The sequence below is a fragment of the Albidovulum sediminicola genome (assembly GCF_025751575.1).
GTDB lineage: Bacteria > Pseudomonadota > Alphaproteobacteria > Rhodobacterales > Rhodobacteraceae > Albidovulum > Albidovulum sediminicola.
Genome location: NZ_JAOWLA010000004.1, coordinates 183,098 through 207,532 on the forward strand (window position 1 = coordinate 183,098; position 24,435 = coordinate 207,532).

The following is a 24,435-nucleotide window of genomic DNA, read 5'->3' on the forward strand; positions in this document are numbered from 1 at the left end:
GGGCGGCGAAAATCACTCGCTCCAAAACGACGGTTTGGCAACGATAACTTCCAGCGCGGAGGCGCAAGATGGTGAGAACGGTGACGGATTTCCCGCGCGAGGTGGTCGAAACCCCGGATCTGGGGATCGTCCTGGCCGACGGGTGCCGGCTTTCGGCGCGGGTCTGGATGCCGGTGGATGCGCTGGAAAAGCCGGTGCCGGCGGTGATGGAATACATTCCCTACCGCAAGCGTGACATGACGCTGCCGCGCGATGAGCTGATGCATCCCTATTTCGCGGGGCACGGCTATGCCGCCGTGCGCGTTGACATGCGCGGCTGCGGCGACAGCGAAGGGCTGATGGAGGACGAATATACCGAGCAGGAACTGTCCGACGCCTGCGAGGTGATCGCCTGGCTCGCGGCCCAGCCCTGGTGCAGCGGCACCGTGGGCATGATGGGGAAGAGCTGGGGCGGGTTCAACTGCCTGCAAACCGCGATGCGGCGTCCGCCCGCGCTGAAGGCCGTCGTCACGGTCTGTTCGACGGTGGACCGGTTCGCCGACGACATCCACTACAAGGGTGGTTGCCTGCTGGGGGAAAACTTCGGCTGGACGGCGCAGATGATGTCCTATGCTTCGCGCCCGCCCGATCCGATGCTGGCGGGCAATTCCTGGCGCGACATCTGGCTTCAGCGGCTAGAGGCGCAGCCCTTTCTTGCCGAGCGTTGGTTCAGCCATCAGGCCCGCGACGACTACTGGAAGCACGGCTCGCTTTGCGAGGACTACGGGTCCATCACCGCGGCGGTCCTGTCCTTCGGGGGTTGGGCCGACAACTACATGAACACCGTCTCTCATCTGGTCGAGAACCTGACGGCGCCGGTGAAGGGGATCGTGGGGCCCTGGGTCCACCAGTATCCCCACACCGCGCTTCCCGGACCCGCGATCGGCTTCCTGCAGGAGGCGCTGCGCTGGTGGGACCGCTGGCTGAAGGACGTGCCGAACGGGGCGGAAGATGATCCCGCCTACCGGGCCTACATGCTTCACTCCGCGCCGCCCGATGCCAACTCCGCCTTCCGTCCCGGGCACTGGGTGGCCGAAAAGGACTGGCCCACGGCCCGTGTCTCGCGCAGGGAGATTGCGCTTTCGTCGGGCGGGGTCTTGGGCGGGCAGGGCGGTGCGCTGTCGGTCGCTGTCTCCACGCCGCAGCATTTGGGCCTTCACGCAGGCGAGTATTTCCCCATGGGCGGGAACGGAGAGATGCCGGGCGACCAGGCGCCAGAGGACGCGCTGTCGGTCTGCTTCGATACCGCGCCGCTGGGCGCGCCGCTCGATCTGCTGGGGGCTGCGACGCTGACGCTTAGGCTCCGGTCCGACAAGCCGCGCGCCTTCGTCGTCGCGCGGCTCTGCGACGTGGCGCCGGATGGCAGTTCTGTGCGCATCAGCCACGGGATGCTGAACCTTTGCCACCGTGACAGCCGGGAATGGCCGACCGACATGCCCCTGGGGCAGGAGGTGGAGGTCACGCTGACCCTCGACCAGATGGGCTACCGTCTGGCCGAGGGACACCGGCTGCGGCTTGCGCTCTCGACCACCTACTGGCCCTTCGTCTGGCCCAGCGCCGAGGCCGCGACTCTGACCCTAGCGGGCGGGACGCTTGATCTTCCGATCCATCAGGGCGGTACGGGCAACGAATGGACTTTCCCCGAACCGGAGGCCGCGCGGGGCTGGAACCACCGCGTCATCCGCCCCGAAGCCTATGTGCGCCGCGTCGAACATGACATCATCACTGGCCGCCGCACCCTTGTGATGGAGGCCGACGCGGGCGACAGCGAAAACCTCGATCACGGCTGGACCTTCGGCGACACCGTGCGCGAACGCTGGGGAATCGATCCCGGAGATCCACTGTCAGCTTGCCTGGAGATCGAATGGGAACAACGTCTTGCACGGGATGACTGGTCCGCGCGCACTCAGGTAAGCGCCCGGATGACGGCCGGGCGCGACGTATTCCATCTGCGCGCGACCCTGCGCGCGCTGGAAGGATCCGAGGAGGTGTTTAGCCGCGAATTCGCGCGCGATATCCCCCGCGTCCATGTCTGAACGCATGTCAAAGCGAAGGTGCCGCATTTTTTGTTTGACCCCAGCGCCTGAGCCGACATTATTGACTCAACAATCAACAAAACTTCTAGGGAGAAGATAATGAAAGACGAACTCGCCATCCTGCTCGACCGCCTGGACGCGATGGGGATCACCCGCCGCGGCTTCATGGGGCGGGCGGCTGCCTTCGGCGCGGCGACCGCACTGGGCACCACGGTGATGGGCAGCGCGGCGCGCGCGCAGGAACCCAAGCGCGGCGGCATCCTGAAGATGGGCCTTGGCGGCGGTGAGACCACCGACACGCTCGATCCGGGTCTGGCCGACAGCCCGGTGCCGTTCTCCATCAACCGTCAGTGGGGTGACACGGTCGTGAACGTGACCGCCGACGGGCAGATCGAACCGTCGCTGGCCGAAAGCTACTCCGTCAGCGAGGACGGCAAGGTCTGGACCTTTGCGATCCGTCAGGGCGTCAAGTTCCACGACGGCTCCGACATGACGGCCGAGGATGTCGCGGCCACGTTCCGCCGTCACTCTGACGAGAACTCCAAATCCGGCGCGCTCGGCATCATGAAGGGCATCGTCAGCATCGAAGTCGATGGCCAGAACGTCGTTCTGACGATGGAGACGGGCAATGCCGACCTTCCTTACCTGCTTTCCGACTATCACCTGCTGATCCAGCCGGGCGGCGGCGTGGACAACCCGACCGCGGCCGTTGGCACGGGGGCCTACAAGCTGGTGTCGGCGGAACCGGGCGTGCGCTATGTGTTCGAAAAGAATGCCGACGACTGGAACCAGGATCGCGGCTACTACGACGGGGTCGAGGTCATCGTGATCAACGATGCGACCGCGCGGACCGCAGCATTGCAGTCCGGTCAGGTCCACATGATCAACCGGATCGACCCGAAGGTCGCGAAGCTTCTGGCACGGGCGCCGGGCGTCCAGGTCACGAACGTCTCGGGCCGCGGTCATTATGTGTTCATCATGCACACCAACACCGCGCCCTTCGACAACAAGGACCTGCGCAACGCGCTGAAATGGGCGATCAACCGTCAGGAGCTGGTCGACAAGATCCTCGACGGGTTCGGGGGGGTCGGCAATGACGTCCCGATCAACGCCGCCTATCCGCTGTTCGACAACAGCCTTGAGCAGCGCGAGTACAACGCCGAGAAGGCGGCGGAGCTTTACAAGGCCTCGGGCCACGACGGCAGCCCGATCGAGCTTCTGGTGGCCGATGGCGCCTTCCCGGGCGCGGTCGATGCGGCGCAGCTCTTCCAGCAGTCGGCGCAGGCGGCGGGCATCCCGCTTGAGGTCAAGCGCGTGCCCGACGATGGCTACTGGTCGGACGTGTGGAACGTGAAGCCCTTCTGCGCCTCCTACTGGGGCGGGCGGCCGGTGCAGGACCAGATGTATTCGACGGCCTATCTGTCGACGGCGGACTGGAACGACACCAAGTTCAACAACCCGGAATTCGACGCGCTGCTGCTTGAGGCGCGCGCCGAGACGGATACCGCCAAACGCAAGGAGATCTACTCCAAGATGGCGCATATCCTCTGGGAAGAGGGCGGTCTGATCTGCCCGATGTTCAACGACTTCATCGACGCGCACGGCGATGCGATTGCCGGTTGGTACGAGGACCCGAACTACGAGATGATGGGGGGCTGGGCCTCTCACAAGACCTGGTTCGCCTGATCCAAGGCGCCCGCCGCCCAGCCTTTCGGGGCCGGACGGCGGGCGACCAGCGCGGTCCTGGCTCGCCTTGACGGGGAAACTGTCCGGACGCTTCCGGGCCGCGCTTCTTACAGTTCAACCCAATAAGAAAAACTAGGGGAGGTCCTCGTGAACGACGAACTGAAGTATCTTCTTGAGCGCACCGTCGCGGGTCGGCAGAGCCGCCGGGCATTCCTGGGCCGCGCGGGCGCCCTTGGCATGTCGGCCGCCATGGCCAACACCATGCTCGCTTCGGCGGCGCGTGCGCAGGAGCCGAAGAAGGGCGGGCTGATCCGCATGGGGATGCAGGGCGGCGAAAGCACCAACACGCTTGACCCGGCGCTCGCAGCCTCCGAGGTGCCGTTCGCGGTCAACATGACCTGGGGGGAGATGCTGACGGACGTGGACCCGAACGGCAATCTCGACATGCGGATCGCCGAGGAGGTGTCCTCCAGCCCCGACGCGAAGACCTGGAAATTCAAGATCCGCCAGGGCGTGGAGTTCCACAACGGCAAGACCGTGACGGCCGAGGACGTGCTGGCCACGATGCAGCGCCATTCCGACGAGAACTCCCAGTCGGGTGCCCTTGGCATCGTCCAGGGGATCGAGTCGATGTCGGCCGAGGGCGACATGTTCACGGTGACGCTCGCCTCGCCGAATGCCGACCTTCCCTATCTGATGGGGGACTATCACCTGATCATCCAGCCGGATGGCGGTCGCGATGACCCGGCGGCGGGAATCGGCGCGGGCCCCTACAAGGTCGTGGTGAACGAGCCGGGCGTGCGCCATGGCTTCGAGAAGCATGTGAACTACTGGGACGACCGTATCGGCCACGCCGACCAGACCGAGATCCTGGTCATCAACGACACCACCGCGCGTGTGGCAGCCCTTCAGGCGGGGCAGGTCCACATGATCAACCGCGTGGACCCCAAGGTCTACGGTTTGCTCAAGAAGGCGCCAGGCATCCTGGTCCACGCGACGCCGGGTCGGGGCCATTATGTCTTCATCATGCACTGCACCGCGGCGCCCTTCGACAACAACGACCTGCGCATGGCGCTTAAGCTCGCCATCAACCGGCATGAGATGGTGGACAAGGTCCTGGGCGGGCTGGGCTCGGTCGGTAACGACTTCCCGATCAACTCTGCCTATCCGCTCTTTGACAACACGATCCCGCAGCGCGAATACGATCCGGAGCAGGCGGCCTTCTACTACAAGAAGTCCGGCCATGACGGCAGCCCGATCATCCTGCGCACCGCGTCGGGCGCCTTCCCCGGCGCGGTCGAGGCGGCGCAGCTTTACCAGCAGTCCGCCGCGGCTGCCGGCATTCCGCTGGAGATCAAGCGGGAGCCGGACGACGGCTACTGGTCGGACGTCTGGAACGTGCAGCCCTTCTGCGCCTCTTATTGGGGCGGGCGCCCGGTCCAGGACCAGATGTATTCGACGGCCTACCTGTCGAGCGCCGAGTGGAACGACACCAAGTTCTACAACGACAAGTTCGACAGCCTGCTGATCGCGGCGCGCGCCGAACTCGACAACGAAAAGCGCAAGGGCATGTATTCGGAGATGGCGCATATCCTGCGCGATGAAGGCGGGCTGATCTGTCCGATGTTCAACGATTTCGTCGAGGGTGTAAGCGACGCCATCGCGGGTTGGACATCCGATCCGAACGGCGAACTGATGAACGGCCGCGCGCACGTCAAGTGCTGGCTGGCCTGAGGCGGACGGTATGCATCCCATTATAAAACTTCTGGCCCAGCGGTTGTCGCTGGGTCTGCTTCTGCTTCTGGCCGCGTCGGCGCTGATTTTCATCGGGGTGGAGCTGCTGCCCGGCGACGTGGCGCAATCGATCCTGGGGCAGTCGGCCACCGAAACCGCGCTGCGCAACCTGCGCGAGGAACTGGGGCTGAACGAGCCCGCGCTGACCCGCTATTTCAACTGGCTTTTCGCGGCGATACAAGGGGACCTGGGGACGGCGCTGACCAATGGGCAGAGCATCTCAAAGGCCGTGGGCGAACGTCTGGGCAACACCCTGTTCCTTGCCTTCTGGGCCGCGATCATCTCGGTTCCGCTGGCGATCATCCTCGGCCTTATTGCGGTGCGCTACCGCAACCGCTGGCCGGACAAGCTGATCTCGGCGGTGACGCTGTCCACGATTTCTCTGCCGGAGTTCGTGGCGGGCTACCTGCTGATGTACCTCTTCACAGTGCAGTTCCGCATCTTCTCGCCCATCTCCACCATCTATTCCGGGATGAGCCTGGGGGAAAAGCTGTCGGCAATCGCACTGCCGGTCATGGTGCTGGTGCTGGTGGTCCTGGCGCATATGATGCGGATGACCCGGGCCGCGATCCTGAACGTCATGCAGTCGGCCTACGTTGAGACAGCCGAACTCAAGGGCCTGCGCCCCTTCGTGATCATCGCGCGCCACGCCTTCCCCAACGCGATCGCGCCCGTCGTCAACGTGGTGATGCTGAACCTGGCCTATCTGGTCGTCGGCGTCGTCGTGGTGGAGGTCGTCTTCGTCTATCCCGGCATGGGGCAGTACCTGGTCGATCACGTCACCAAGCGCGACCTTCCGGTTGTGCAGGCCTGCGGGCTGATCTTCGCGGCGGTCTATATCGGCCTTAACATCATGGCCGATGTGATCTCCATCCTTGCCAACCCGCGACTGAGGCACCCGAAATGAGCCGCATTCCCGTTTCGGCCCTGATCGGTCTGATCCTGACCTCGGCCTTCTTCCTCACGGCGATCTTCGCCAATGTGCTTGCGCCCTACGGGCTGAACCAGACGGTGGGCGATGTCTGGGAAAACCCGTTCTGGTCGGCGGAGCCCTCGCAGTACCTGCTCGGCACCGACAACATTGGGCGCGACCTGCTCAGCCGGATGATCTACGGCTGCCAGATCACCATCTTCCTGGCCACCGCCGCGACGATCGTCAGCTTTACCACCGGCTCAATCCTGGGCTTCACGGCGGCGGTGCTGGGCGGTTGGGTCGATCAGGTGATGTCGCGCATCGTCGATCTGTTCATGTCGCTGCCCTCGCTGATCCTAGCGCTGGTGATCCTGTCGGTGATGCAGGTGACGCTGCCGGTCCTGGTGATCGTCATCGGGCTTCTGGATTCGACCCGCGTCTATCGCCTGGCCCGTGCCGTGGCGGTCGATATCGTGGTCATGGACTATGTGGAGGCCGCCCGCCTGCGCGGCGAAGGCACGCGCTGGATCGTCCTGCGGGAGATCCTGCCGAATGCGCTCTCGCCGCTGGTCGCGGAACTAGGCCTGCGCTTCATCTTCGCAGTGCTCTTCATCTCCACGCTGTCGTTCCTGGGGCTGGGGGTTCAGCCGCCGCTCGCCGACTGGGGCGGGATGGTGAAGGAGAACAAGGAAGGTCTGGTCTACGGAATCTCTGCCGCGCTTGTTCCGGCCATGGCGATCGCGGCGCTGGCGATCTCGGTCAACCTGGTGGCGGACTGGGTCCTGAACCGCACCACCTCGCTGAAAGGAGGCCGCGGTGCCTGACATTCTTCTGGACGTTCGCAATCTGAAGATCGGCGCCACGGTCTATCCGCCCGGCGAAGCGCCGCAGGATATCGAGATCGTGCATGGCGTGTCCTTCACGCTCGAAAAGGGCAAGGTGCTGGGCCTGATCGGGGAATCGGGCGCGGGCAAATCGACCATCGGCCTGTCCTCGATGGCCTACGGGCGGGGCGGGGTCCGTATCACCGGGGGTGAGGTCTTCGTCAGCGGGCGTGATATCCTGAAGGAGCGGCCCGGCGGCCTTCGCGCGCTGCGCGGCCGGGAGGTGACATATGTCGCGCAATCGGCGGCGGCGGCCTTCAACCCGGCGAAGAAGATCATCGACCAGGTAATCGAAACCACGCTGATGCATGGCCTTGCCACCCGGGCCGAGGCAGAGGCGCGCGCGGTCGGGCTGTTCCGCAAGCTCGGCCTGCCGAACCCGGATACGTTCGGCGAGCGCTATCCGCACCAGGTCTCCGGCGGGCAGTTGCAGCGGGCGATGACCGCGATGGCGCTCTGTCCGGAGCCCGATCTGGTTGTTTTCGACGAACCGACGACCGCGCTGGACGTGACGACGCAGATCGACGTTCTGGCCGCGATCAAGGAGGCGATCCACGCGACCGGCGTCGCCGCACTTTACATCACCCACGACCTTGCCGTGGTGGCGCAGGTGTCGGACGACATCATGGTTCTGCGCAACGGCAAGACCGTGGAATACGGCACGGTGAGCGAGATCATCGAGACCCCCAAGGAGGAGTATACCCGCGCGCTCGTCTCGGTCCATGCGATCGAGCATGAGGAAAAGAAGCCCACGGGCGAACCGGTGCTGAAGGTCGAAAACGTGACTGCCCGTTACAAGGGTACGAATTTCGACGTCCTCAAGAACGTGAGCGTGGAGCTTTATCCCGGCCAGACGCTGGCTGTCGTGGGGGAAAGCGGTTCGGGGAAATCTACGCTCGCGCGGGCGATCACGGGGTTGCTGCCGCCGACGAAGGGGCGGATCACCTTTGCGGGGCGCGAGCTGTCCAAGGAGCTCAAGGACCGCAAGCTGGACGACCTGCGCGAGTTGCAGATGATCTACCAGATGGCCGACGTGGCCATGAACCCGCGCCACACGGTGGGCACGATCATCGGCCGCCCGCTGGAGTTCTACTTCGGCCTGAAGGGCGAGGCGAAGCGCAAGCGCGTGCAGGAGCTTCTGGACGAGATCGAGATGGGCACGGGCTTCATCGACCGTTACCCGGCCGAGCTTTCGGGCGGGCAGAAGCAGCGCGTCTGCATCGCCCGCGCGCTGGCCGCGAAGCCCAAGCTGATCATCTGTGACGAGGTGACCTCGGCCCTCGACCCGCTGGTGGCGGCCGGCATCCTGCGGCTGCTCCTGAACCTTCAGCAGATCGAGGGCGTGGCCTATCTGTTCATCACGCATGACCTCGCGACGGTGAAGTCGATCGCGGATTCGATCGCGGTCATGTACCAGGGCGCCGTCCAGCGCTACGGCGGCAAGACCGACGTGCTGACACCGCCCTTTGACGATTACACCGACCTGCTGTTGTCGTCGGTACCGGAGATGAAGCTTGGTTGGCTGGAACATGTCCTTGCCCACCGCAAGATGGAGAGTGCCGGGAATTGAGCCACAACAAACTGCTCCTCATCATCCTGGATGGGGTTCCCTACGCCAACTGGCGACGGCTGTTCGGCAATCTTGAGGGCTGGGTGGAGGAAGGCGAGGCGCGCGTCTGGCGGATGCGTTCGGTCCTGCCGTCCACCTCGGCCTCCTGCTATGCCTCGATCCACACCGGGGTGACACCGCAGGCTCACCGGATCTGGGACAACGCAGATACCCGCCGGCTTGAGTTTCCCGACATCTTTTCCGAGGCGTCGAAGGCGGGGCTCAAGACCGGGGCGGTGACCCACAGCTACTGGTCGGAGTTCTTCAACCGCGCCCCCTTCGATGTGGTGCGCGACATCGAGTATGACGAGCCCGATGGGCCGATCACCCACGGCCGCTTTCACACGATGCACGGCTACGGGCATATCAACCAGATGACGCCCGCCGATTACGACCTGTTCGGAACCCTCACGCGGCTTTGCGAGGTCAAGGGGATCGACTACGGCATCCTGCACACCTGCACGCTAGACAGCATGGGGCACCGTTTCTACCACGATTGCGAGGAGATGGATAATGCCTGCGCCAAGATGGACGCGACGCTGGCGCCATTCCTCCACCGCTGGCGCGCCGCAGGGTATGAGGTGATCGTGACCGCCGACCATGGCCAGGACGCGCGCGGTCATCATGGCGGCACGGGGCCTGATCAGCGTGACTTCGCGCTATACTACTTCGGTCCAGCCGAAGGTCCCGCGCCGGACGTGGTCCTGGATCAGCTCGCACTGGCGCCGACGATCTTGGGCCGCCTCGGTGTCCCGGTCCCCGAGACTATGAAGGCCGCGCCCTTCCTGCGCTAGCGCCAGCCGCGAAACCAGCTTCGCTTGCGCGGCGCCGGCGCGGCCAGCGTCGCGGTGACCGAGGGCAGGCGCCGGCGTGACGGCGTGATCAGGATCGCCGTCAGAACCAGCGCCCCGGCCAGGAATTCTCGTGGGCCGATCAACTCGCCGAAGGCGAACCAGCCGACGGCGAACATTGTGGGCAGTTCGATGCTGCCCAGCGCGGCGGCCTTGGCACCACCGATCTTCGGCACGAAGACACTGTAAAGAAGCTGCGGGATCAGCGCGGAAAACGTACCGAGCGCCAGCGCCAGCGCCCATTGATCCGGGGTCGAGGGCACGACGGCCGCGCGCGGGTAGGTCAGGATCAGCGGCACAAGCCCAGTGGCCGCGCCGATGGCAAAGATCCCCATCCGCGATACCGGCGGCAGCACATGCAGCTTGCGCGCCAGCACATTGATCGACAGGCCGAAGGCCACGGGCGCGGCGAGCGCGAAAAGAATCGCGACGGGCGCGATCGTCTGCCCCGCAGAGGCGCCAGCCTTGACGCCCCCCGCCGCGAGCGCCGCCGCCAGCAGGATCAGCCCGCCGCCGATCGCGGCCCGAAGGCTCGGCCGGTCAGCGAAGAGGAGCCAGCCCACGACCAGCGTGAAAAGCGGATAGGTCATGTAAAGGACACCCGCCGCCGACACCGGCATCAGCGTCAGCGACTTCACGTAACCCACCCAGCCCAGCCCCACCGTCAGGCCGGAGAAGTAGCCCCAAAGGCTCGCCCGTCCCTGCTCGCCGCGAACCTTGAGGAACGGCAGGAAGGCGATGGCCGGGAACAGGTAGCGGCAGAACGCGATGGCCGGCGGGGCGATCCCGGCCTCGGTCAGGCTGCGGGCGAAGAAGGGGACGCAGCCGAAGAAGATTGTCGAAAGCCCTACCGCCGCGATGCCGACCATCGGGATGTCGGTCCAATGCGTGCGCGGGGTGGGCGTGTCGCTCATCGGGTTTCAGGCCATGGAAATTCGCCACGACCGAGGGCGGCGATGGCATCGGTGATCCGGGCAAAGGCCTCGGCGGCGCGGTGCGACATGTGCCGGGCGCGCAGGAAGCCGTGGACGAGGCCCGGGGCAACCTCCGAATGTGCGCGCCCGCCCGCCTCTGAGATACGGGCGGCGTAGATCGCGCTGTCATCGGCCAGCGGATCGCATTCGGCCGCGATCAGGAAGGTTGGCGGAAGGCCGCTGAAGTCTGTATCGGCCAGGGGCGCGGCGGTCGGGTCGTCGGCGGGGTCGTAGCCCTCGGCGTATCGGAAGACGCGGTAGACCAGAAGCTCGGACCGCTTGAGCATTGGCGCCTCGGCATGCGTCGCGTAGCTGCCCTCACTTCCGATCTTGGTAGAAAAGGAGCCGTAGATCAGGACCTGACCGGACGGCATGACCGGGGTGCCGCGCAGCCGGTGCGCGACCGCGGCGCCCAGATTTGCGCCGGCGCTGTCGCCACAGAGCACCAGTCTGCCGCCATGGCGCGCAAAGGTCGCCTGGGTCGCGGCCAGGCAATCGTCAAAGGCGGCGGGATGGCGGTGTTCCGGCGCGAGCCGATAATCGACCGAGACGACGCGGTAGTCCGTCGATCCGCAGATCTCGGCGCAGATATGGTCGTGGCTTTCGAGCCCGCCCAGAATCCAGCCGCCGCCGTGGTAATACATTACCGTCACGTCGCTGGGGCCAGCTTCGTAGACACGACAGTGAACGCCGCCCATCGCCTTGTCCGCGACCGTCACGCCGGGGGGATAGGGCGCCGAGAACGCATCGCACATTGCGTCGTAACAGCGCCGCATATCCTCGAAGGTCATTCCGTCCATGTCTTCGGGATAGGCCTCGCCCGTCTTGCGGATGAAGGCCCAGGTCTCCTCGTCGATCAGGGTGGTGTAATCGGTCTGTGTCATTCCAAGTCCCATCTTCAGCGAGTGTTGGCGCTCCCCGGGCCGGATTCTAGCGCGATTGCGACATGGTTCCGGCGGAAGGGTGCAGAACCGGCTGGTAGCCCGCCGCAAGCACCGCGACCAAGGGGGCCGGCGTCAGGACCAAGGCCATACCAGTGTCGGGCCGGGGCAGGGCGGGGCTGTAGCCACCCGGCGACCAGGGCAGCAGCTCCGCGCCCCGCACCAGCGCCGGGCCAGAGGGCAGCCGCACGAAGCTGCCGCCCGGCAGATCCGGCCAGGGGGCCATGAAGGTGATCTTTTCGCGCGTGCGCGGGCGAACGCGGCTGGCCTGAAGGCGGCTGTCGATCTCTGCGGCCCGGGGGGTGGCGCCTAGCCCCGCCGCAGCCCAGGCCGCGCGGAAACGGTTGTAGTCCGCCCTGCGGCACTCCGCGCAGGGCCGGTGGCCCGCCGCCAGCGCCGTCGCCTCGTCCAGGAAGAACAGTTCCGTGTAGTGGCCCGGAGACATCGGCGCGCGCCGACGCCCCTTGAAGGCGGTCAGGCGGCAGATCCAGGCGCGGTGCCGGAAGGGGGCGACAATCCGCCCGTCCTCGTCATGCAGGATGCCGCGGTTGCCCATGAAAAGGCCGCGCGCCGCCTCCGCGACGATCCGGCCTTCGGGGGTGACGCGGTTCTGTCGGGCCATCAGCGCATGCGCAGCGCGCCATCAAGGCGGATGACCTCGCCGTTCAGGTAACCGCATTCGACGATGAAGCGGGCGAGCGCGGCGTATTCGGCCGGGTCGCCCAGACGCTTGGGGAAGGTCACTTCGGCCGCGAGGCTGTCCTGTACCTCCTGCGGCAGGCCCTTCATCATCGGCGTCGCGAAGATGCCCGGGGCGATGGCGCAGACGCGGATGCCCAGCGTCGCAAGATCGCGCGCGGCGGGGAGCGTGAGGCCGACGATCCCACCCTTGGAGGCCGCATAGGCCGCCTGGCCCTTCTGCCCGTCGTAGGCCGCGATGGAGGCGGTGTTGACGATCACTCCGCGTTCTCCACCGCCATTGCTGGCCATCTCGGCGGCGGCCAGGCGCAGGGTGTTGAAGCTGCCCGTCAGGTTAATGTCGATGGTGCGGCGGAAGGCGGCCAGCGCGTGTGGCCCCTCGCGCCCGACGATCCGCTCGCCCGTGGCGATGCCCGCGCAGTTGACCAGCACATGAACCGCGCCGCCGCCGAACGCCTTCGCCGTGTTGATGCCGTCTGCGACAGAGGCCTCGTCGGTCACATCCACCCCCGCGAAGGCGCCGCCGATTTCGGCGGCCAGCGCCTCGCCGCGTTCGGCGTCGCGGTCGAAGAGGGTCACGCGGGCACCCGCCGCCGCGAAGGCCCGGGCGGTCGCGGCGCCAAGGCCGGATGCCCCGCCGGTCACGATTGCCGATTTTCCGTCTAGCTGCATCCCTGCCTCCGCTAAATGAACGAATGTTCAAATAGCGAGACTAGTCCCGCCGATGCGCCCTGTCCAGACAGGCCCGATCTCGCCGACACGAAATCTTGATCGGCGCGTTCCGGCTGATGCCGGGCGGTCGCCGGCCTGTGATCGGGCGTGACCGGGCCCACCCGTTGGCAATCGCGGGAGTGCGACTAACTGAAGGGGCATCGGACGCGGCGGGCGGGGACTGCCCGGCGCCGCGCCGCATGAGCAGACAGGAGACTCACATGAGAAAGCTCACCTACCTCGCCCTGATCGCCGCCATCGCAGGCGCGGCGCCCGCCTTCGCGGGCGGCCTGTCGGAGCTGGTCCCGGAGCCGGTCATCCAGCCTGTCGTTCCGCTCGCCACCGGCGCCGACTGGACCGGCGGCTATGTCACGGGGCGCCTCGGGTATGGCGATGTGACCGATCCCACCGGCGGCGACGGCCTGACCTATGGCATCGGCGGCGGCTACGACTGGGACCTTGGTGACTGGGTCGTCGGTGTGGCCGGTAACTATGACGGGGCGAATATCGACCTCGACACTGCCGGAGACTCGCTCGATTCCATCGCGCGGCTGGGCGTTCGGGCGGGGCGTGACCTGGGCAGTACGCTCGTCTACGCGACCGCGGGCGCCGCGCGCGCCGACGCGACCATCGGCGGTGCCGATCTGAGCGACAGCGGCTGGTACGCAGGCATCGGCCTCGACTACGCGCTGACCGACCGGATGACGGTCGGGGGTGAGTTGCTGACCAACCGCTTTGACGATTTCGACGGGACCGGCTCGGACCTGCGCGCGACGACGGCCAGCGTGAACCTGGGTCTCAGGTTCTAAGGCATCGATCAAACCGGGCGGGGGTTTTGTCCCCGCCCGCCATGCACCTACTACCACCGCCCGCTGGCGCCCCCGCCGGAAGACCGCCCGCCGCCGAAGGAGCCGCCCGAGCCCTTGCGGCCGCGCGACAGCCGGGAAATCGACCTGTCGCGTTCATCGTGCCAGCCGCAATTCGGGCAATCGGTTTCCACGCGTTCCTTGCCCCGACTGTTGATCGTGGCGGGAAAGAGCGTGCGGCGCGCGCGTCTTAGGCCGCGGCGCCCGCAGCCCGGGCAGGTCCGCCAGCGCTGCGACCAGTCACCAAGACGGTTGCGGAACAACGCAAAGCCGAAGGCCGCGACCGCCGCGATCGGGATGAGAGCGGCAAAGTCAAAGGGTGCCGCCGGCAACGGCAACGGCGCGAGGCCGGCCGCCCGGCGCCGTGCGATCCGCGTGTCGAGCTCGGCGACGCCCTGCTCGATCCCGGTCCCATAGTCGCCATCGCGGAAAGAGGGCAGGAAGGACCGTGTCACGATGTCCTGCGCGATCGTGTCGAAATCCTGGCTGTAGGCGGCGCCAAGCTCCACCCGCATTTCCCGGTCGTCAGTGAGGACCATGACCAGGATCCCGTCGTTGCGCTCGGCTAGCCCGATCCCCCAGGCATTGAAGAGGCCCGTTGCGAAGTCCTCAAGCGTCGTGCCCGGTGCATAGGGTTCGCGCGAGGCGAGCGTCAGAACCGTCGCCTCGACCCCCGTTTCCTCCTTCAGATGTGAAAGCGTGGTGCGCAGACGGTCCTCGGTATCTGGGGCCAGCACCTCGGCAAGGTCGTTTACGAAAAGGTCAGTATATTCGGGATAGGTCTGGCTTGCGGACGGTCCGGCCGCGAAAGCGAGGCAAAGGGTCAGCAGGATAATGAGGCGGGACATGGGAAACTCCGCTGGGGGCAACAGAAGCATCGCACGGCATCCGGTCGCGTCAAGGTGTCGCCGATTGTTGCATTCTGATCAAAGCCCAGGGTTTTTGTCCGCGCAGTCGAACTTTTGCCGATGTTTTCATGTTAGCAATTCTGAGCGTTGGTTCAATTTTGGAGCGTAAAGTGAGCTTTAAGCGTAATATGATGCGTGGCGTGATGGTCGCTGCGGCCCTGTTTGTCGGCGGCTGCGCCTCTTCGTTCTACACCCGTTATGATGCTCCGGTCTCCGCGGATCTGGCGCAGTCCTGGCGCTTGGCCGATGTGCGGGTGAGCGTGCCCGACGAGCTGGTGGTGTCGGAGGCGAAGTCGCTTTTCCCCCACGCCGACATCGTCTGGCGCGAAGACCCCGAAGGCGACCGCAAGGCGCAGGTGGCCGCGATCATCCGCAACGCGGCGCAGGTCGCCGGGCGCGGGCTGAAGGGAGGCCAGCCGGTGATCCTCGACATCACGCTGGCGCGCTTCCACGCCCTGACCTTCGAGGCGGAGACGCGCCTGTCGAACGCCGGTGTTCACAACATCGAATTTACCGCCCAGGTCGTTGACGCACGCTCCGGCGCAGTCCTTTACGGTCCGAAGTTCATCGAGGCGGCGCTTCCCGCTTACGCCGGGGAAGAGATGAAGCAAGCCCGCGCGCGTGGAGAGACGCAGCGATCGCAGATCACGGCGCATCTGGTGGACACCTTCCGCGGCTGGTTCGGCATCGGCCCCGACCCGCGGGATGAGTTTCAGCGCCTGGGCGGCTGAGCCGCAAGCACATGTTGAAAGGCCCAGCCTTTTGGCCGGGCCTTTTCGTTGGGCGGTCTGCGTTTCGGGGTCACGCGGCGACGGTCTGGGCTTCGGCGAAGGCCAGAAGCCGCGCCAGCGCCTCCGCGAAGGCTTCATCGGCAACGGTCATTGCGATGCGGATATGACCGGCCGCAGCGGTCCCGAAGCTTTCGCCCGGCATGACGGCGATCCGTTCGGCCTCGATCAGCCTTTCGGCAAAGCCGATCCCGGACAGGCCCGTTGCCCGGACATCCAGCATCACGAACATCCCCCCGCCGGAGGGTACCAGTCGGAACTTGTTCGACCGCGCGAAGGTATCCAGCGCGATCTGGCGCCGGCGCCGGAAGGGCTGGCCGATATCAGCTTCGAACCCAGCACCCAGGGACAATGCGTTCAGGCCCGCATCCATGATGAAACCTGGAATGCCGTATGTCGTGTTCGTTGCAAGGTCCGAGACGGCGGTCACGACCTCCTCCGGTGCGACGAGCCAGCCGATGCGGGAGCCGGTCATCGCGTGGCTTTTCGACAGCGACCCCACGACCAGCGTGCGTTCCGCCATTCCCGGAAGTGCGCGCGGGGTGATGTGGTCTCCCGCCCAGATCTGCGTGTCATAGACCTCGTCCGAGATCAGCCACAGGTCGCGGTCCCGCACCACTTCGGCAATCCCGTCGAGCGTGGCGCGCGAATAGACCGCCCCGGTCGGGTTGTTGGGCGTGTTGATAAGCAGGGTTCGTGCACCCTCGGCGCGCGCGTCGATGGCGGCGGGTTTGGGTTGGAACCCAACCTCGGGCCGGGTTGGCACGGCCACGTCGATTGCGCCGGTGGCGCGGATCGTGGCGGGGTAGGTGGCATAATATGGGTCGCAGTAAAGCCCGCGCGCGCCCGCGTCGAGCGTGACCATATGGGCCGCGAAAAGCGCCGCCTGCCCGCCGGGGGTGACGACCACGTTTTCGGGCCCGGTCGGAACGCCGGTGCGCGCCGCCACCCGCTCGGCGATGGCGCGGCGCAGTTCGGGCTTGCCCGCGCCGATCGTATAGCCCGTGTTGCCCGCCCGGGCGCTGGCATGCATCGCGTCCAGGATGGCGGGATCGGTGCGCACGTCATGTTCGCCGATCGTCAGGTTGACGACCGCCTCACCCTGCGCCCTGAGCGCGCGGGCGCGGTAATAGATCTCCCACCCGTCGGACCCGCCGCCGGACATATGCGAAACACGTTCTGCTAACTTCATACAGGCCTCCGTCAATCGGCGCGCAGCCGATCATGGAAGCTGGCCGAGCGCAAGGGCTGGCGGCAGATCGGCGCTTGGCAGGCCGGGCGGAATGCGATAGGCAGGGCGCATGAGACGGACCGCAACCTGCTGCACGATTTGCATTACCGGCTGACATCGTCAGGCGGGCGGTTCCCTGTTTTCAACTCAAAGAGAACACGTTATGCCCGCCGCGGGACGCCCTGCGCGTGAAGGAACTGGCATGACGACCATCAGGCTCACCAATACGAAGACCCGCACCAAAGAGGACTTCGTCCCGATCGACCCGCGAGATGTGCGGATGTATGTCTGCGGGCCTACCGTCTATGACCGGGCGCACCTGGGCAATGCCCGTCCCGTGATCGTGTTCGACGTGCTCTTCCGGCTCTTGCGCCATGTCTACGGCGCCGACCAAGTGACCTATGTGCGCAACTTCACCGACGTGGACGACAAGATCAACGCCGAGGCGCAGCGGCGCAAGTCGCTGGGCGATCCCCGCACGCTGGAGGAACTGATCCGCGAGCGGACCGAGGAGACGATCCGCTGGTATCACGAGGACATGGACGCGCTCGGCGCGATGCGCCCAACGATGGAGCCGCGCGCGACCGAGTGGATCGGCGCCATGATCGCGATGATCCAGGACCTGATCGCGAGCGGCCATGCCTATGAGAAGGAAGGGCATGTTCTCTTCCGCGTGCGATCCTACAAGGACTACGGCAAGCTCTCCGGCCGGTCGGTTGACGACATGATCGCGGGCGCGCGGGTCGAGGTCGCGCCCTTCAAGGAAGACCCGATGGACTTCGTGCTGTGGAAGCCCTCCACCGACGACCTGCCGGGCTGGGACAGCCCCTGGGGCCCCAACAATGGCCGGGGGCGGCCGGGCTGGCACATCGAATGCTCGGCCATGAGCCACGAACTCTTGGGCGACAGCTTCGACATCCACGGCGGCGGCATCGACCTGCAATTCCCCCACCACGAGAACGAGATCGCCCAATCCGCCTGCGCCCACCCCGAGGGGTCTTTCGCCCGCGTCTGGATGCATAACGAGATGCTCCAGGTCGAGGGCAAGAAGATGTCGAAATCCCTCGGCAACTTCTTCACCGTGCGGGACCTTCTGGACAAGGGCATCCCCGGCGAGGTGATCCGCTTCGTGTTCCTCTCCACCCATTATTCGAAGCCGATGGATTGGACAGAGGAGAAGGCTCGGCAGGCGGAGACAGAGCTTGCGCAATGGCGGACTGTTACCGACACCGTCGACGCCTCAGAGGTTACCGTGGACACGCTCTTGGCTTTGAGCAACGACCTCAACACACATGGCGTACTCACGGAGTTGAGGCGGCTTTTCAGACAAGGGGATCATGGGGCGTTGAAAGCCTCGGCAGAACTCGTTGGATTGCTGACGCCTGAGGTTGCCTGGGACTACAAGAAACAACACGTCATGTTCGTGCCTCTTACAATTTACAACAAGGTTCTGGACCCGATCGCCGCAAAGATCGTGCAGGCGCGGGAAGCGAAGGATTATGCAACCTCTGACCGTATTCGCGATGCAGTGATTGCTGCCGGATACGAGGTGAAGATTAGTAAAGCCGGGGTAGAGATTACGCCCACGGAGCATGCAGACCCCGCCAAGCTAGAGGCGCTCAAATGACCCGTGAGCGCCTCTACCTCTACGACACGACACTGCGGGACGGGCAGCAGACGCAGGGCGTGCAGTTCTCGGTCGCGGAGAAGCGGCAGATCGCGCAGGCGCTCGACGCCATGGGGGTCGATTACATTGAGGGCGGCTGGCCCGGCGCCAACCCCACCGACAGCGACTTCTTCGAGAGCCGCCCGCAGACCCGCGCGGCCTTCACGGCCTTCGGGATGACCAAGCGCGCGGGGCGTTCGGCGGAAAACGACGACGTTCTGGCCGCGGTTCTGAACGCGGGCACCCCGGCGGTCTGCCTGGTCGGCAAGGCTCATGACTTCCACGTCACCACCGCGCTTGGCATCACGCTTGAGGAGAACCTCGAAAGCATCGGCGCCTCGATCGCGCATTGTGTCGCGAGCGGCCGCGAGGCGCTTTTCGACGCCGAGCATTTCTTTGACGGCTACAAGGCCAACCCGGCCTATGCGCTCGACTGCCTGCGCGCGGCGGCGGAGGCCGGGGCGCGCTGGATCGTCCTGTGCGACACCAATGGCGGCACGCTGCCCGCCGAGGTCGGGCGCATCACCGGCGAGGTCATCGCGGCGGGCGTCCCCGGCGACCGGCTGGGCATCCATTGCCACGACGACACCGGGAACGCGGTGGCCGCGAGCCTCGCGGCGGTCGATGCGGGTGCGCGCCAGATCCAGGGCACGCTGAACGGCCTCGGCGAACGCTGCGGGAACGCGAACCTGACCACGTTGATTCCGACGCTTCTGCTCAAGGACCCTTACCGTAGCCGCTATGACATCGGCGTGGGCGAGGGCGCGCTGCGTGGGCTGACCAAGGCCTCCCGTCTTCTAGACGACATCCTGAACCGGGTGCCGCTGCGCTCCGCCCCCTATGTCGGGGCGTCGGCCTTCGCGCACAAGGCCGGTCTGCATGCGAGCGCGATCCTCAAGGACCCCTCGACCTATGAACATATCGACCCCGCCGCTGTGGGCAACGAGCGGGTGATCCCGATGTCGAACCAGGCCGGGCAGTCGAACCTGCGTGCGCGTCTTGCCGCGGCGGGGATCGAGGTCGGGCCGAAGGACCCGGCGCTCGCCCGGATCCTGGATGCCGTCAAGACGCGCGAGGATCAGGGTTATTCCTACGACGGCGCGCAGGCCTCGTTCGAGCTTCTGGCGCGGCGGGAACTTGGCATCCTGCCCCGCTTCTTCGAGGTCAAGCGCTACCGCGTGACTGTCGAGCGCCGCAAGAACAAGTACGACCGCATGATCACCCTGTCCGAGGCCGTGGTGGTCGTGAAGATCGGCGGCGAAAAAATGCTTTCCGTCAGCGAAAGCATGGATGAGACGGGCAGCGATCGCGGCCCGGTCAACGCGCTCTCGAAGGCGCTGGCCAAGGACCTGGGACCCTATCAGGCCTGTATTGACGACCTGCGGCTGGTCGATTTCAAGGTCCGCATCACCCAAGGCGGGACCGAGGCGGTCACCCGCGTCATCATCGACAGCGAGGACAGCGCCGGGCGGCGCTGGTCGACCGTCGGCGTCAGTCCGAACATCGTGGACGCGAGCTTCGAGGCGCTGCTGGACGCGATCACCTGGAAGCTGGTGCGCGACGGCGCGGCGGCGTCATGACCGACGAGGCGTTCTTCGAACTGCACCGCGCCATTCCCCGTCAGGGGCCGGGCGATGCGTCGGACGTGCTTTGGGCCCTGTCTGTCGTAGGCGAACCCGCGCGCGTCATCGACGCGGGCTGCGGGCCGGGCGCCGACACCGAAACCCTGGCGGAGGCGCTGCCGCTTGCACAGATCGAGGCGGTGGACCTGACCACCCATTTCATCGAGGAGGCGCGCGCGCGCCTTGAGTGTTTCGGCCCGCGCGTGAACACGCGCGAAGGCGATATGCGCGATATCACGGGTCCGGCCGACCTGATCTGGTGCGCGGGCTCGCTTTATTTCCTGGGGCTTGAGACCGCGCTGCCGCTTTGGCGGGGGGCGCTGGCCCCGGGCGGCGCCATTGTCTTCTCCGAGCCGGTTTTCCTCTCCTCGCCGCCCTCGGCGGAGGTCGCGGCCTTCTGGGCGGACTATCCTGGGGTGGGCACCGAAGCGGAACTGCGCCGCCGCATTGCGGGGGCCGGATTCGCGACCCGCGCGACACGGGTGATCACCGGTCGGGCCTGGCTGAACTACTATCTTCCGCTGATGGCGCGGGCGGCCCGACTCAGGATCGGCGCGGGCCCGGATCTGGCAGCGGTCCTGGACGCGGCGGAGGCCGAATTCGCCCGCTGGCGCGCCGCACCCGATCACATCGCCTATCTGCTGTGCGTGGTGGCGCCGGAATGAACCTTGGGGCCCTTGCCGCCGCCGTGGAACAGGGCGACCCGGATCGCTTTGCGGCGACGATGGCCGCACCACCCGCCGCGCGCGCGCGCCTCTGGCCGCTTTACGCGCTGAACCTTGAGATCGCCCGCGCGCCCTGGGCCTCGGCCGAGCCGATGGTGGCAGAGATGCGGCTGCAATGGTGGATCGACGCGATCGAGGCGGGGAGCGAGGCTCTGCCCGCCCTGGCTGCGATCGCCCCCGTCCTGCGCGACGATCCCGCTCTGCGGTCCCTGATCCTGGGCGGCGCCGAAGCCCGGCGGCGCGACGCCTGGCCCGATCCCTTCGCTGGGCCGGAGGACCTCGCGGCCTATCTGGACGCGACCTCTGGCAACGTCATGTGGGCGGCCGCCCGGCTTCTGGGCGCCCCCGCATCGGCCGAGGCGGTGGTGCGCGATTTCGCCTGGGGCGCGGGGCTGGCCAACTGGCTGCGCGCCATCCCCGCGCTTGAGGCTGCCGGACGCCGGCCCTTGCCCGATGGGCGCGCCCGCGCCGTTGCCGATCTCGCGCAAATGGGGCGTGAGGGCATCGCGAAAGCGCGCGCCCGCCGCGCCCTGGTTCCGCCCCGGGCGGTCCCGGCGCTGCTGACGGGCTGGCAGGCCGATGCGCTTCTGGCGCGCGCGGCCCGCGATCCTGCTTCGGTGGGCGAAGGCCGCTTGGCCACGTCTGAAGCCCGCCGTCGCGCGACCCTGGCGCTCAGGGCCCTCAGCGGGCGCTGGTAATCTCCGCCTCTTCAGTCTGGCGGAAATACTCCACGGGGGTCCGGGGGTGTGAAACCCCCGGCCTTGGCCGTTACAGATCGCGGGGCCGCAGCGCGAGCCAGATCAGCGATCCCCCCGCCAGCACCAGGAACGGCACCATGGCGATGTTGACGGCCTGCCAGCCCGCCGCCACCCCCGAACCTGAACAGTTCATCAGCGCCCCCGATGAGAGCGACGCCATGGTGACGCCGCCGAATACCATCAGGTCGTTCAACCCCTGCAGGCGGCCCTTTTCCTGGGTCGAATGCGTGGTCGTCAGCAGCGTGGTCGCCCCGATGAAGCCGAAGTTCCAGCCGACCCCCAAGAGCACGAGCGCCAGGAAGAAGTGCGAAAGCTCAAGCCCCGAAAGCGCCACGGCACCTGCCATGGCCAGGATGAACAACCCGATGCCGATGATCGGTTTCACACCGAAGCGCGCGATCAGGTGGCCGGTGAAGAACGCGGGGATATACATCGCCAGAACATGGGCGCTGACCACATCGGCGGCGCTGTTGGTTCCAAATCCGCACCCCACCACCGCGAGGGGGGTGGAGGTCATCACAAGGTTCATCAGGGCATAGCTGACCATCGCGCAGATGATGGCAACCAGGATCACGGGGTCGCGCAGCATCTGCCGACGCGAACGCCCGACTTGCCCCTGGCCCCGGGGCTGTGGCGGTGTGGGGATATCGAGGGCGAGGAACAGCAGCATCCCGAAAAGGTTCAGGCCCACCACGGCGACATAGGTCCCAAGGTAGCCCACAACCAGCGCATCTGCTGTCAACTTGACCAGCTGCGGCCCGACGAGGGCAGAGGCGAGCCCGCCCGCCATCACCCAGGAAATGGCCTTGGGCCGAAAGTCCTCGCTCGCCGTGTCGGCGGCCGCGAAGCGGTAGAAGCCCTGCGCCGACATATAGAGCCCGGTCAGAAGCGACCCGGCCAGGAACAGCAGGAACGAAGAGGTGTAAAGCCCCGCGCCGGCGACGATCGCCCCCGCCATTCCGCCCGCCGTGCCCAGCCAGAAGCCGGCGCGACGCCCGTGCCGTTGCATCAGCGCCGACACCGGCGTCGAGCTCAGCATCGAGCCCATCACGATCATCGTGATCGGAAGCGTCGCCCAGCAGGGGTTCGGGCTCAGCGACTGCCCCGCAAGGCCCGCGATGGTGAAGATCATCGGCATCTGGGCGCCAAGGATCGCCTGTGCCAGGATCAGAACCAGCATATTCCGGCGGGTGCGGCCGTCCGGTGCCAGGGGGATGGTCATATCGGTCATGGCGAATGCGTAGTGTGGGGCCTTGCGTCCCGCAAGCGGATTCGCTTCCCTTGGCGGGCGAAAGGGGCTGTGCATGAACGAACGGATCATCATCGGGCCGCAGTGTCTGGCCGAGGGCGCGGCCTGGCTGGCGGCGCGCGAGCCGGCTTTCGGACCGGCCCTTTCGGTCACGGGTCCGCTGCCGCTGAGGCTCAGGCCGGACGGTTTCGCCTCGCTCCTCGACGCGATCGTGTCGCAGCAGGTCTCGGTCGCCTCGGCCAATGCGATCTGGGCGCGGCTGGAAGCCGCGGGCCTGACCGAGGAAGCCGCGATGGCGAGGGCGGATGACGATGCCTTGCGCGCCTGTGGGTTGTCCCGGCAGAAGGTTCGCTATGCAGGGGTCCTGTCGCGGGCCGGGATCGACTACGACGCCCTGCGCGCGCTTCCGGCGGACGAGGTCATCTCTGCCCTCGTGGCCTTGCCCGGTATCGGGCGCTGGACGGCGGAGATCTATGCGATGTTCTCGCTCGGGCGCGCAGATGTCTTCGCGCCCGGCGACCTGGCGCTTCAGGAAGCCGCGCGCCACCTGTTCAACCTGCCCGAGCGGCCAAGCGAAAAGGCGTTGCGGGCCATGGCCGAGGCCTGGTCGCCCTGGCGGGCGGTTGCAGCGCGCGCGCTCTGGGCCTACTACCGGCATGTCAAAAGCCGGGAGGGCACGAGGTGACGCGCGAAATGAAGTTCGGTCGCAAGGGGGCGAAGTCGGGACAGCCGAGAGCGCTCGTGGTCTTCCTGCATGGCTACGGGGCGGATGGCAGCGACCTTCTGGGGCTGGCCGACCCGCTTGCGCCCCACATGCCCAACACGGTCTTCATCGCGCCGGACGCGCCGGAGCCGTGCCGCAATAATCCCTTCGGGCGCCAATGGTTCCCGATCCCCTGGCTCGACGGTTCGTCCGAGGCCGAGGCGCTGGCCGGGCGCGCGCAGTCCATCGATGACCTCAACGCCTTCCTAGACGCGCGCCTCGCGGAGGAGGGGATGCGCCCCGACCAACTGGCGGTCGTCGGTTTTTCGCAAGGGACGATGATGGCGCTGCACGTCCTGCCGCGCCGGGCCGAACCCGTGGCCGGGATCGTCGCCTTCTCCGGCCGGCTTCTGGAGCCGGAGCGGATCGCGGCCGAGGCGCTCTCAAAGCCGCCGGTCCTTCTGGTTCATGGCGACCAGGACCCGATGGTCCCGTTCGAGGACATGGGCATCGCCGGACGTGCGCTGACCGATGCGGGTTTCGAAACCTACGGTCACGTCATGAAGGGCACGGGCCATGGCATCGCGCCTGACGGGTTGTCGGTCGCGCTCGCCTTTCTCAAGGATCGGTTGCCGGGGGCTTGAAGCCGCCGGTAGATCGCTTAACTTGATGGTAACGAAGTCATGGGAGTTGCCTTGATGGCCCTTGTCGCGCTGATCGCCGCCACGCTTTTCCTCGCCGCGCTCGCGATCCCCGCAGGCCGTCCCGAGCCTGTCCGCGTG

General features: G+C 66.5%; 22 protein-coding genes. 15 read left to right on the forward strand and 7 right to left on the reverse strand.

The features are described 5' to 3' along the window. The first annotated feature begins 68 nt into the window (after window positions 1–68). From OE647_RS06175 to OE647_RS06205, 7 genes are all read left to right on the forward strand, one after another. Window positions 69–2,075, forward strand: a complete 2,007-nt coding sequence (locus OE647_RS06175) for a CocE/NonD family hydrolase (RefSeq protein ID WP_263720831.1) — start codon at window positions 69–71, stop codon at window positions 2,073–2,075. Window positions 2,076–2,174: 99 nt separating this feature from the next. Continuing rightward, on the forward strand, window positions 2,175–3,761 hold the full coding sequence (locus OE647_RS06180) for an ABC transporter substrate-binding protein (RefSeq protein WP_263720832.1): 1,587 nt from the start codon (window positions 2,175–2,177) through the stop codon (window positions 3,759–3,761). Between the two features lie 147 nt (window positions 3,762–3,908). After that, window positions 3,909–5,495, forward strand: a complete 1,587-nt coding sequence (locus OE647_RS06185) for an ABC transporter substrate-binding protein (RefSeq protein WP_263720833.1) — start codon at window positions 3,909–3,911, stop codon at window positions 5,493–5,495. A 10-nt stretch (window positions 5,496–5,505) separates the two neighbouring features. After that, window positions 5,506–6,462 (forward strand): ABC transporter permease, encoded by a 957-nt coding sequence (locus OE647_RS06190; RefSeq protein WP_263720834.1) that lies wholly within the window; start codon window positions 5,506–5,508, stop codon window positions 6,460–6,462. Beyond that, window positions 6,459–7,292, forward strand: a complete 834-nt coding sequence (locus OE647_RS06195; protein WP_263720835.1) for an ABC transporter permease — start codon at window positions 6,459–6,461, stop codon at window positions 7,290–7,292. Before OE647_RS06190 ends, OE647_RS06195 begins: the two co-directional genes overlap by 4 nt. After that, window positions 7,285–8,922 carry an ABC transporter ATP-binding protein gene (locus tag OE647_RS06200; protein WP_263720836.1) on the forward strand — a complete coding sequence of 546 codons (1,638 nt, stop codon included), beginning with the start codon at window positions 7,285–7,287 and terminating at the stop codon, window positions 8,920–8,922. The genes OE647_RS06195 and OE647_RS06200 overlap by 8 nt, the downstream gene beginning before the upstream one ends. After that, window positions 8,919–9,755, forward strand: a complete 837-nt coding sequence (locus OE647_RS06205; RefSeq protein WP_263720837.1) for an alkaline phosphatase family protein — start codon at window positions 8,919–8,921, stop codon at window positions 9,753–9,755. Before OE647_RS06200 ends, OE647_RS06205 begins: the two co-directional genes overlap by 4 nt. On the opposite strand, the gene OE647_RS06210 is transcribed toward OE647_RS06205, so the two are convergent. The 4 genes from OE647_RS06210 to OE647_RS06225 are packed head-to-tail and all read right to left on the reverse strand — an operon-like array spanning window position 9,752 to window position 13,098. After that, window positions 9,752–10,726, reverse strand: a complete 975-nt coding sequence (locus OE647_RS06210; protein WP_263720838.1) for a DMT family transporter — start codon at window positions 10,724–10,726, stop codon at window positions 9,752–9,754. The two genes, OE647_RS06205 and OE647_RS06210, sit on opposite strands and share 4 nt — an antisense overlap. Beyond that, window positions 10,723–11,670: an alpha/beta hydrolase gene (locus tag OE647_RS06215; RefSeq protein ID WP_263720839.1), complete on the reverse strand. Its 948-nt coding sequence runs from the start codon at window positions 11,668–11,670 to the stop codon at window positions 10,723–10,725. The genes OE647_RS06210 and OE647_RS06215 overlap by 4 nt, the downstream gene beginning before the upstream one ends. Window positions 11,671–11,716: 46 nt before the next feature. Further along, the gene (locus OE647_RS06220) at window positions 11,717–12,349 is read right to left on the reverse strand and encodes a hypothetical protein (protein ID WP_263720840.1); all 633 of its coding nucleotides are present in this window, start codon (window positions 12,347–12,349) and stop codon (window positions 11,717–11,719) included. Next, window positions 12,349–13,098, reverse strand: a complete 750-nt coding sequence (locus OE647_RS06225; RefSeq protein WP_263720841.1) for an SDR family NAD(P)-dependent oxidoreductase — start codon at window positions 13,096–13,098, stop codon at window positions 12,349–12,351. Before OE647_RS06225 ends, OE647_RS06220 begins: the two co-directional genes overlap by 1 nt. 260 nt (window positions 13,099–13,358) lie before the next feature. On the opposite strand from OE647_RS06225, the gene OE647_RS06230 reads away from it, so the two are divergent. Continuing rightward, window positions 13,359–13,946: an outer membrane protein gene (locus OE647_RS06230; RefSeq protein WP_263720842.1), complete on the forward strand. Its 588-nt coding sequence runs from the start codon at window positions 13,359–13,361 to the stop codon at window positions 13,944–13,946. Between the two features lie 50 nt (window positions 13,947–13,996). Here OE647_RS06230 and OE647_RS06235 read toward each other — a convergent pair whose 3' ends face one another. Continuing rightward, window positions 13,997–14,851 carry a TPM domain-containing protein gene (locus tag OE647_RS06235; protein ID WP_263720843.1) on the reverse strand — a complete coding sequence of 285 codons (855 nt, stop codon included), beginning with the start codon at window positions 14,849–14,851 and terminating at the stop codon, window positions 13,997–13,999. A gap of 170 nt (window positions 14,852–15,021) precedes the next feature. Between OE647_RS06235 and OE647_RS06240 the strand changes: the two genes are divergently transcribed. Then, window positions 15,022–15,642 (forward strand): DUF6778 family protein, encoded by a 621-nt coding sequence (locus tag OE647_RS06240; RefSeq protein WP_263720844.1) that lies wholly within the window; start codon window positions 15,022–15,024, stop codon window positions 15,640–15,642. Window positions 15,643–15,712: 70 nt separating this feature from the next. Here OE647_RS06240 and OE647_RS06245 read toward each other — a convergent pair whose 3' ends face one another. After that, a complete protein-coding gene (locus OE647_RS06245) occupies window positions 15,713–16,891 on the reverse strand; it encodes a pyridoxal phosphate-dependent aminotransferase (protein ID WP_263720845.1) in 1,179 nt (392 codons plus the stop codon). 241 nt (window positions 16,892–17,132) lie between these two features. Between OE647_RS06245 and cysS the strand changes: the two genes are divergently transcribed. Genes cysS through OE647_RS06265 form a run of 4 tightly spaced genes read left to right on the forward strand, consistent with a single transcriptional unit; the run spans window position 17,133 to window position 21,641 of the window. After that, a complete protein-coding gene (gene cysS, locus OE647_RS06250; RefSeq protein WP_263720846.1) occupies window positions 17,133–18,557 on the forward strand; it encodes a cysteine--tRNA ligase in 1,425 nt (474 codons plus the stop codon). Further along, window positions 18,554–20,176 carry a citramalate synthase gene (cimA, locus tag OE647_RS06255; protein ID WP_263720847.1) on the forward strand — a complete coding sequence of 541 codons (1,623 nt, stop codon included), beginning with the start codon at window positions 18,554–18,556 and terminating at the stop codon, window positions 20,174–20,176. The genes cysS and cimA overlap by 4 nt, the downstream gene beginning before the upstream one ends. After that, window positions 20,173–20,883, forward strand: coding sequence for a class I SAM-dependent methyltransferase (locus tag OE647_RS06260; RefSeq protein WP_263720848.1), 711 nt, complete (start codon window positions 20,173–20,175; stop codon window positions 20,881–20,883). Before cimA ends, OE647_RS06260 begins: the two co-directional genes overlap by 4 nt. Further along, window positions 20,880–21,641 (forward strand): squalene/phytoene synthase family protein, encoded by a 762-nt coding sequence (locus OE647_RS06265; RefSeq protein WP_263720850.1) that lies wholly within the window; start codon window positions 20,880–20,882, stop codon window positions 21,639–21,641. The genes OE647_RS06260 and OE647_RS06265 overlap by 4 nt, the downstream gene beginning before the upstream one ends. Window positions 21,642–21,711: 70 nt before the next feature. Here OE647_RS06265 and OE647_RS06270 read toward each other — a convergent pair whose 3' ends face one another. Further along, window positions 21,712–22,932 carry an MFS transporter gene (locus OE647_RS06270; RefSeq protein ID WP_263720852.1) on the reverse strand — a complete coding sequence of 407 codons (1,221 nt, stop codon included), beginning with the start codon at window positions 22,930–22,932 and terminating at the stop codon, window positions 21,712–21,714. Between the two features lie 73 nt (window positions 22,933–23,005). Here OE647_RS06270 and OE647_RS06275 point away from each other — a divergent pair, with 73 nt between their 5' ends. Both OE647_RS06275 and OE647_RS06280 read left to right on the forward strand, forming a co-directional pair. Beyond that, the gene (locus OE647_RS06275; RefSeq protein ID WP_263720854.1) at window positions 23,006–23,635 is read left to right on the forward strand and encodes a DNA-3-methyladenine glycosylase family protein; all 630 of its coding nucleotides are present in this window, start codon (window positions 23,006–23,008) and stop codon (window positions 23,633–23,635) included. Further along, complete coding sequence (locus tag OE647_RS06280; RefSeq protein WP_263720856.1) at window positions 23,632–24,297, forward strand: alpha/beta hydrolase; 666 nt, start codon at window positions 23,632–23,634, stop codon at window positions 24,295–24,297. Before OE647_RS06275 ends, OE647_RS06280 begins: the two co-directional genes overlap by 4 nt. Window positions 24,298–24,435: the final 138 nt, after the last annotated feature.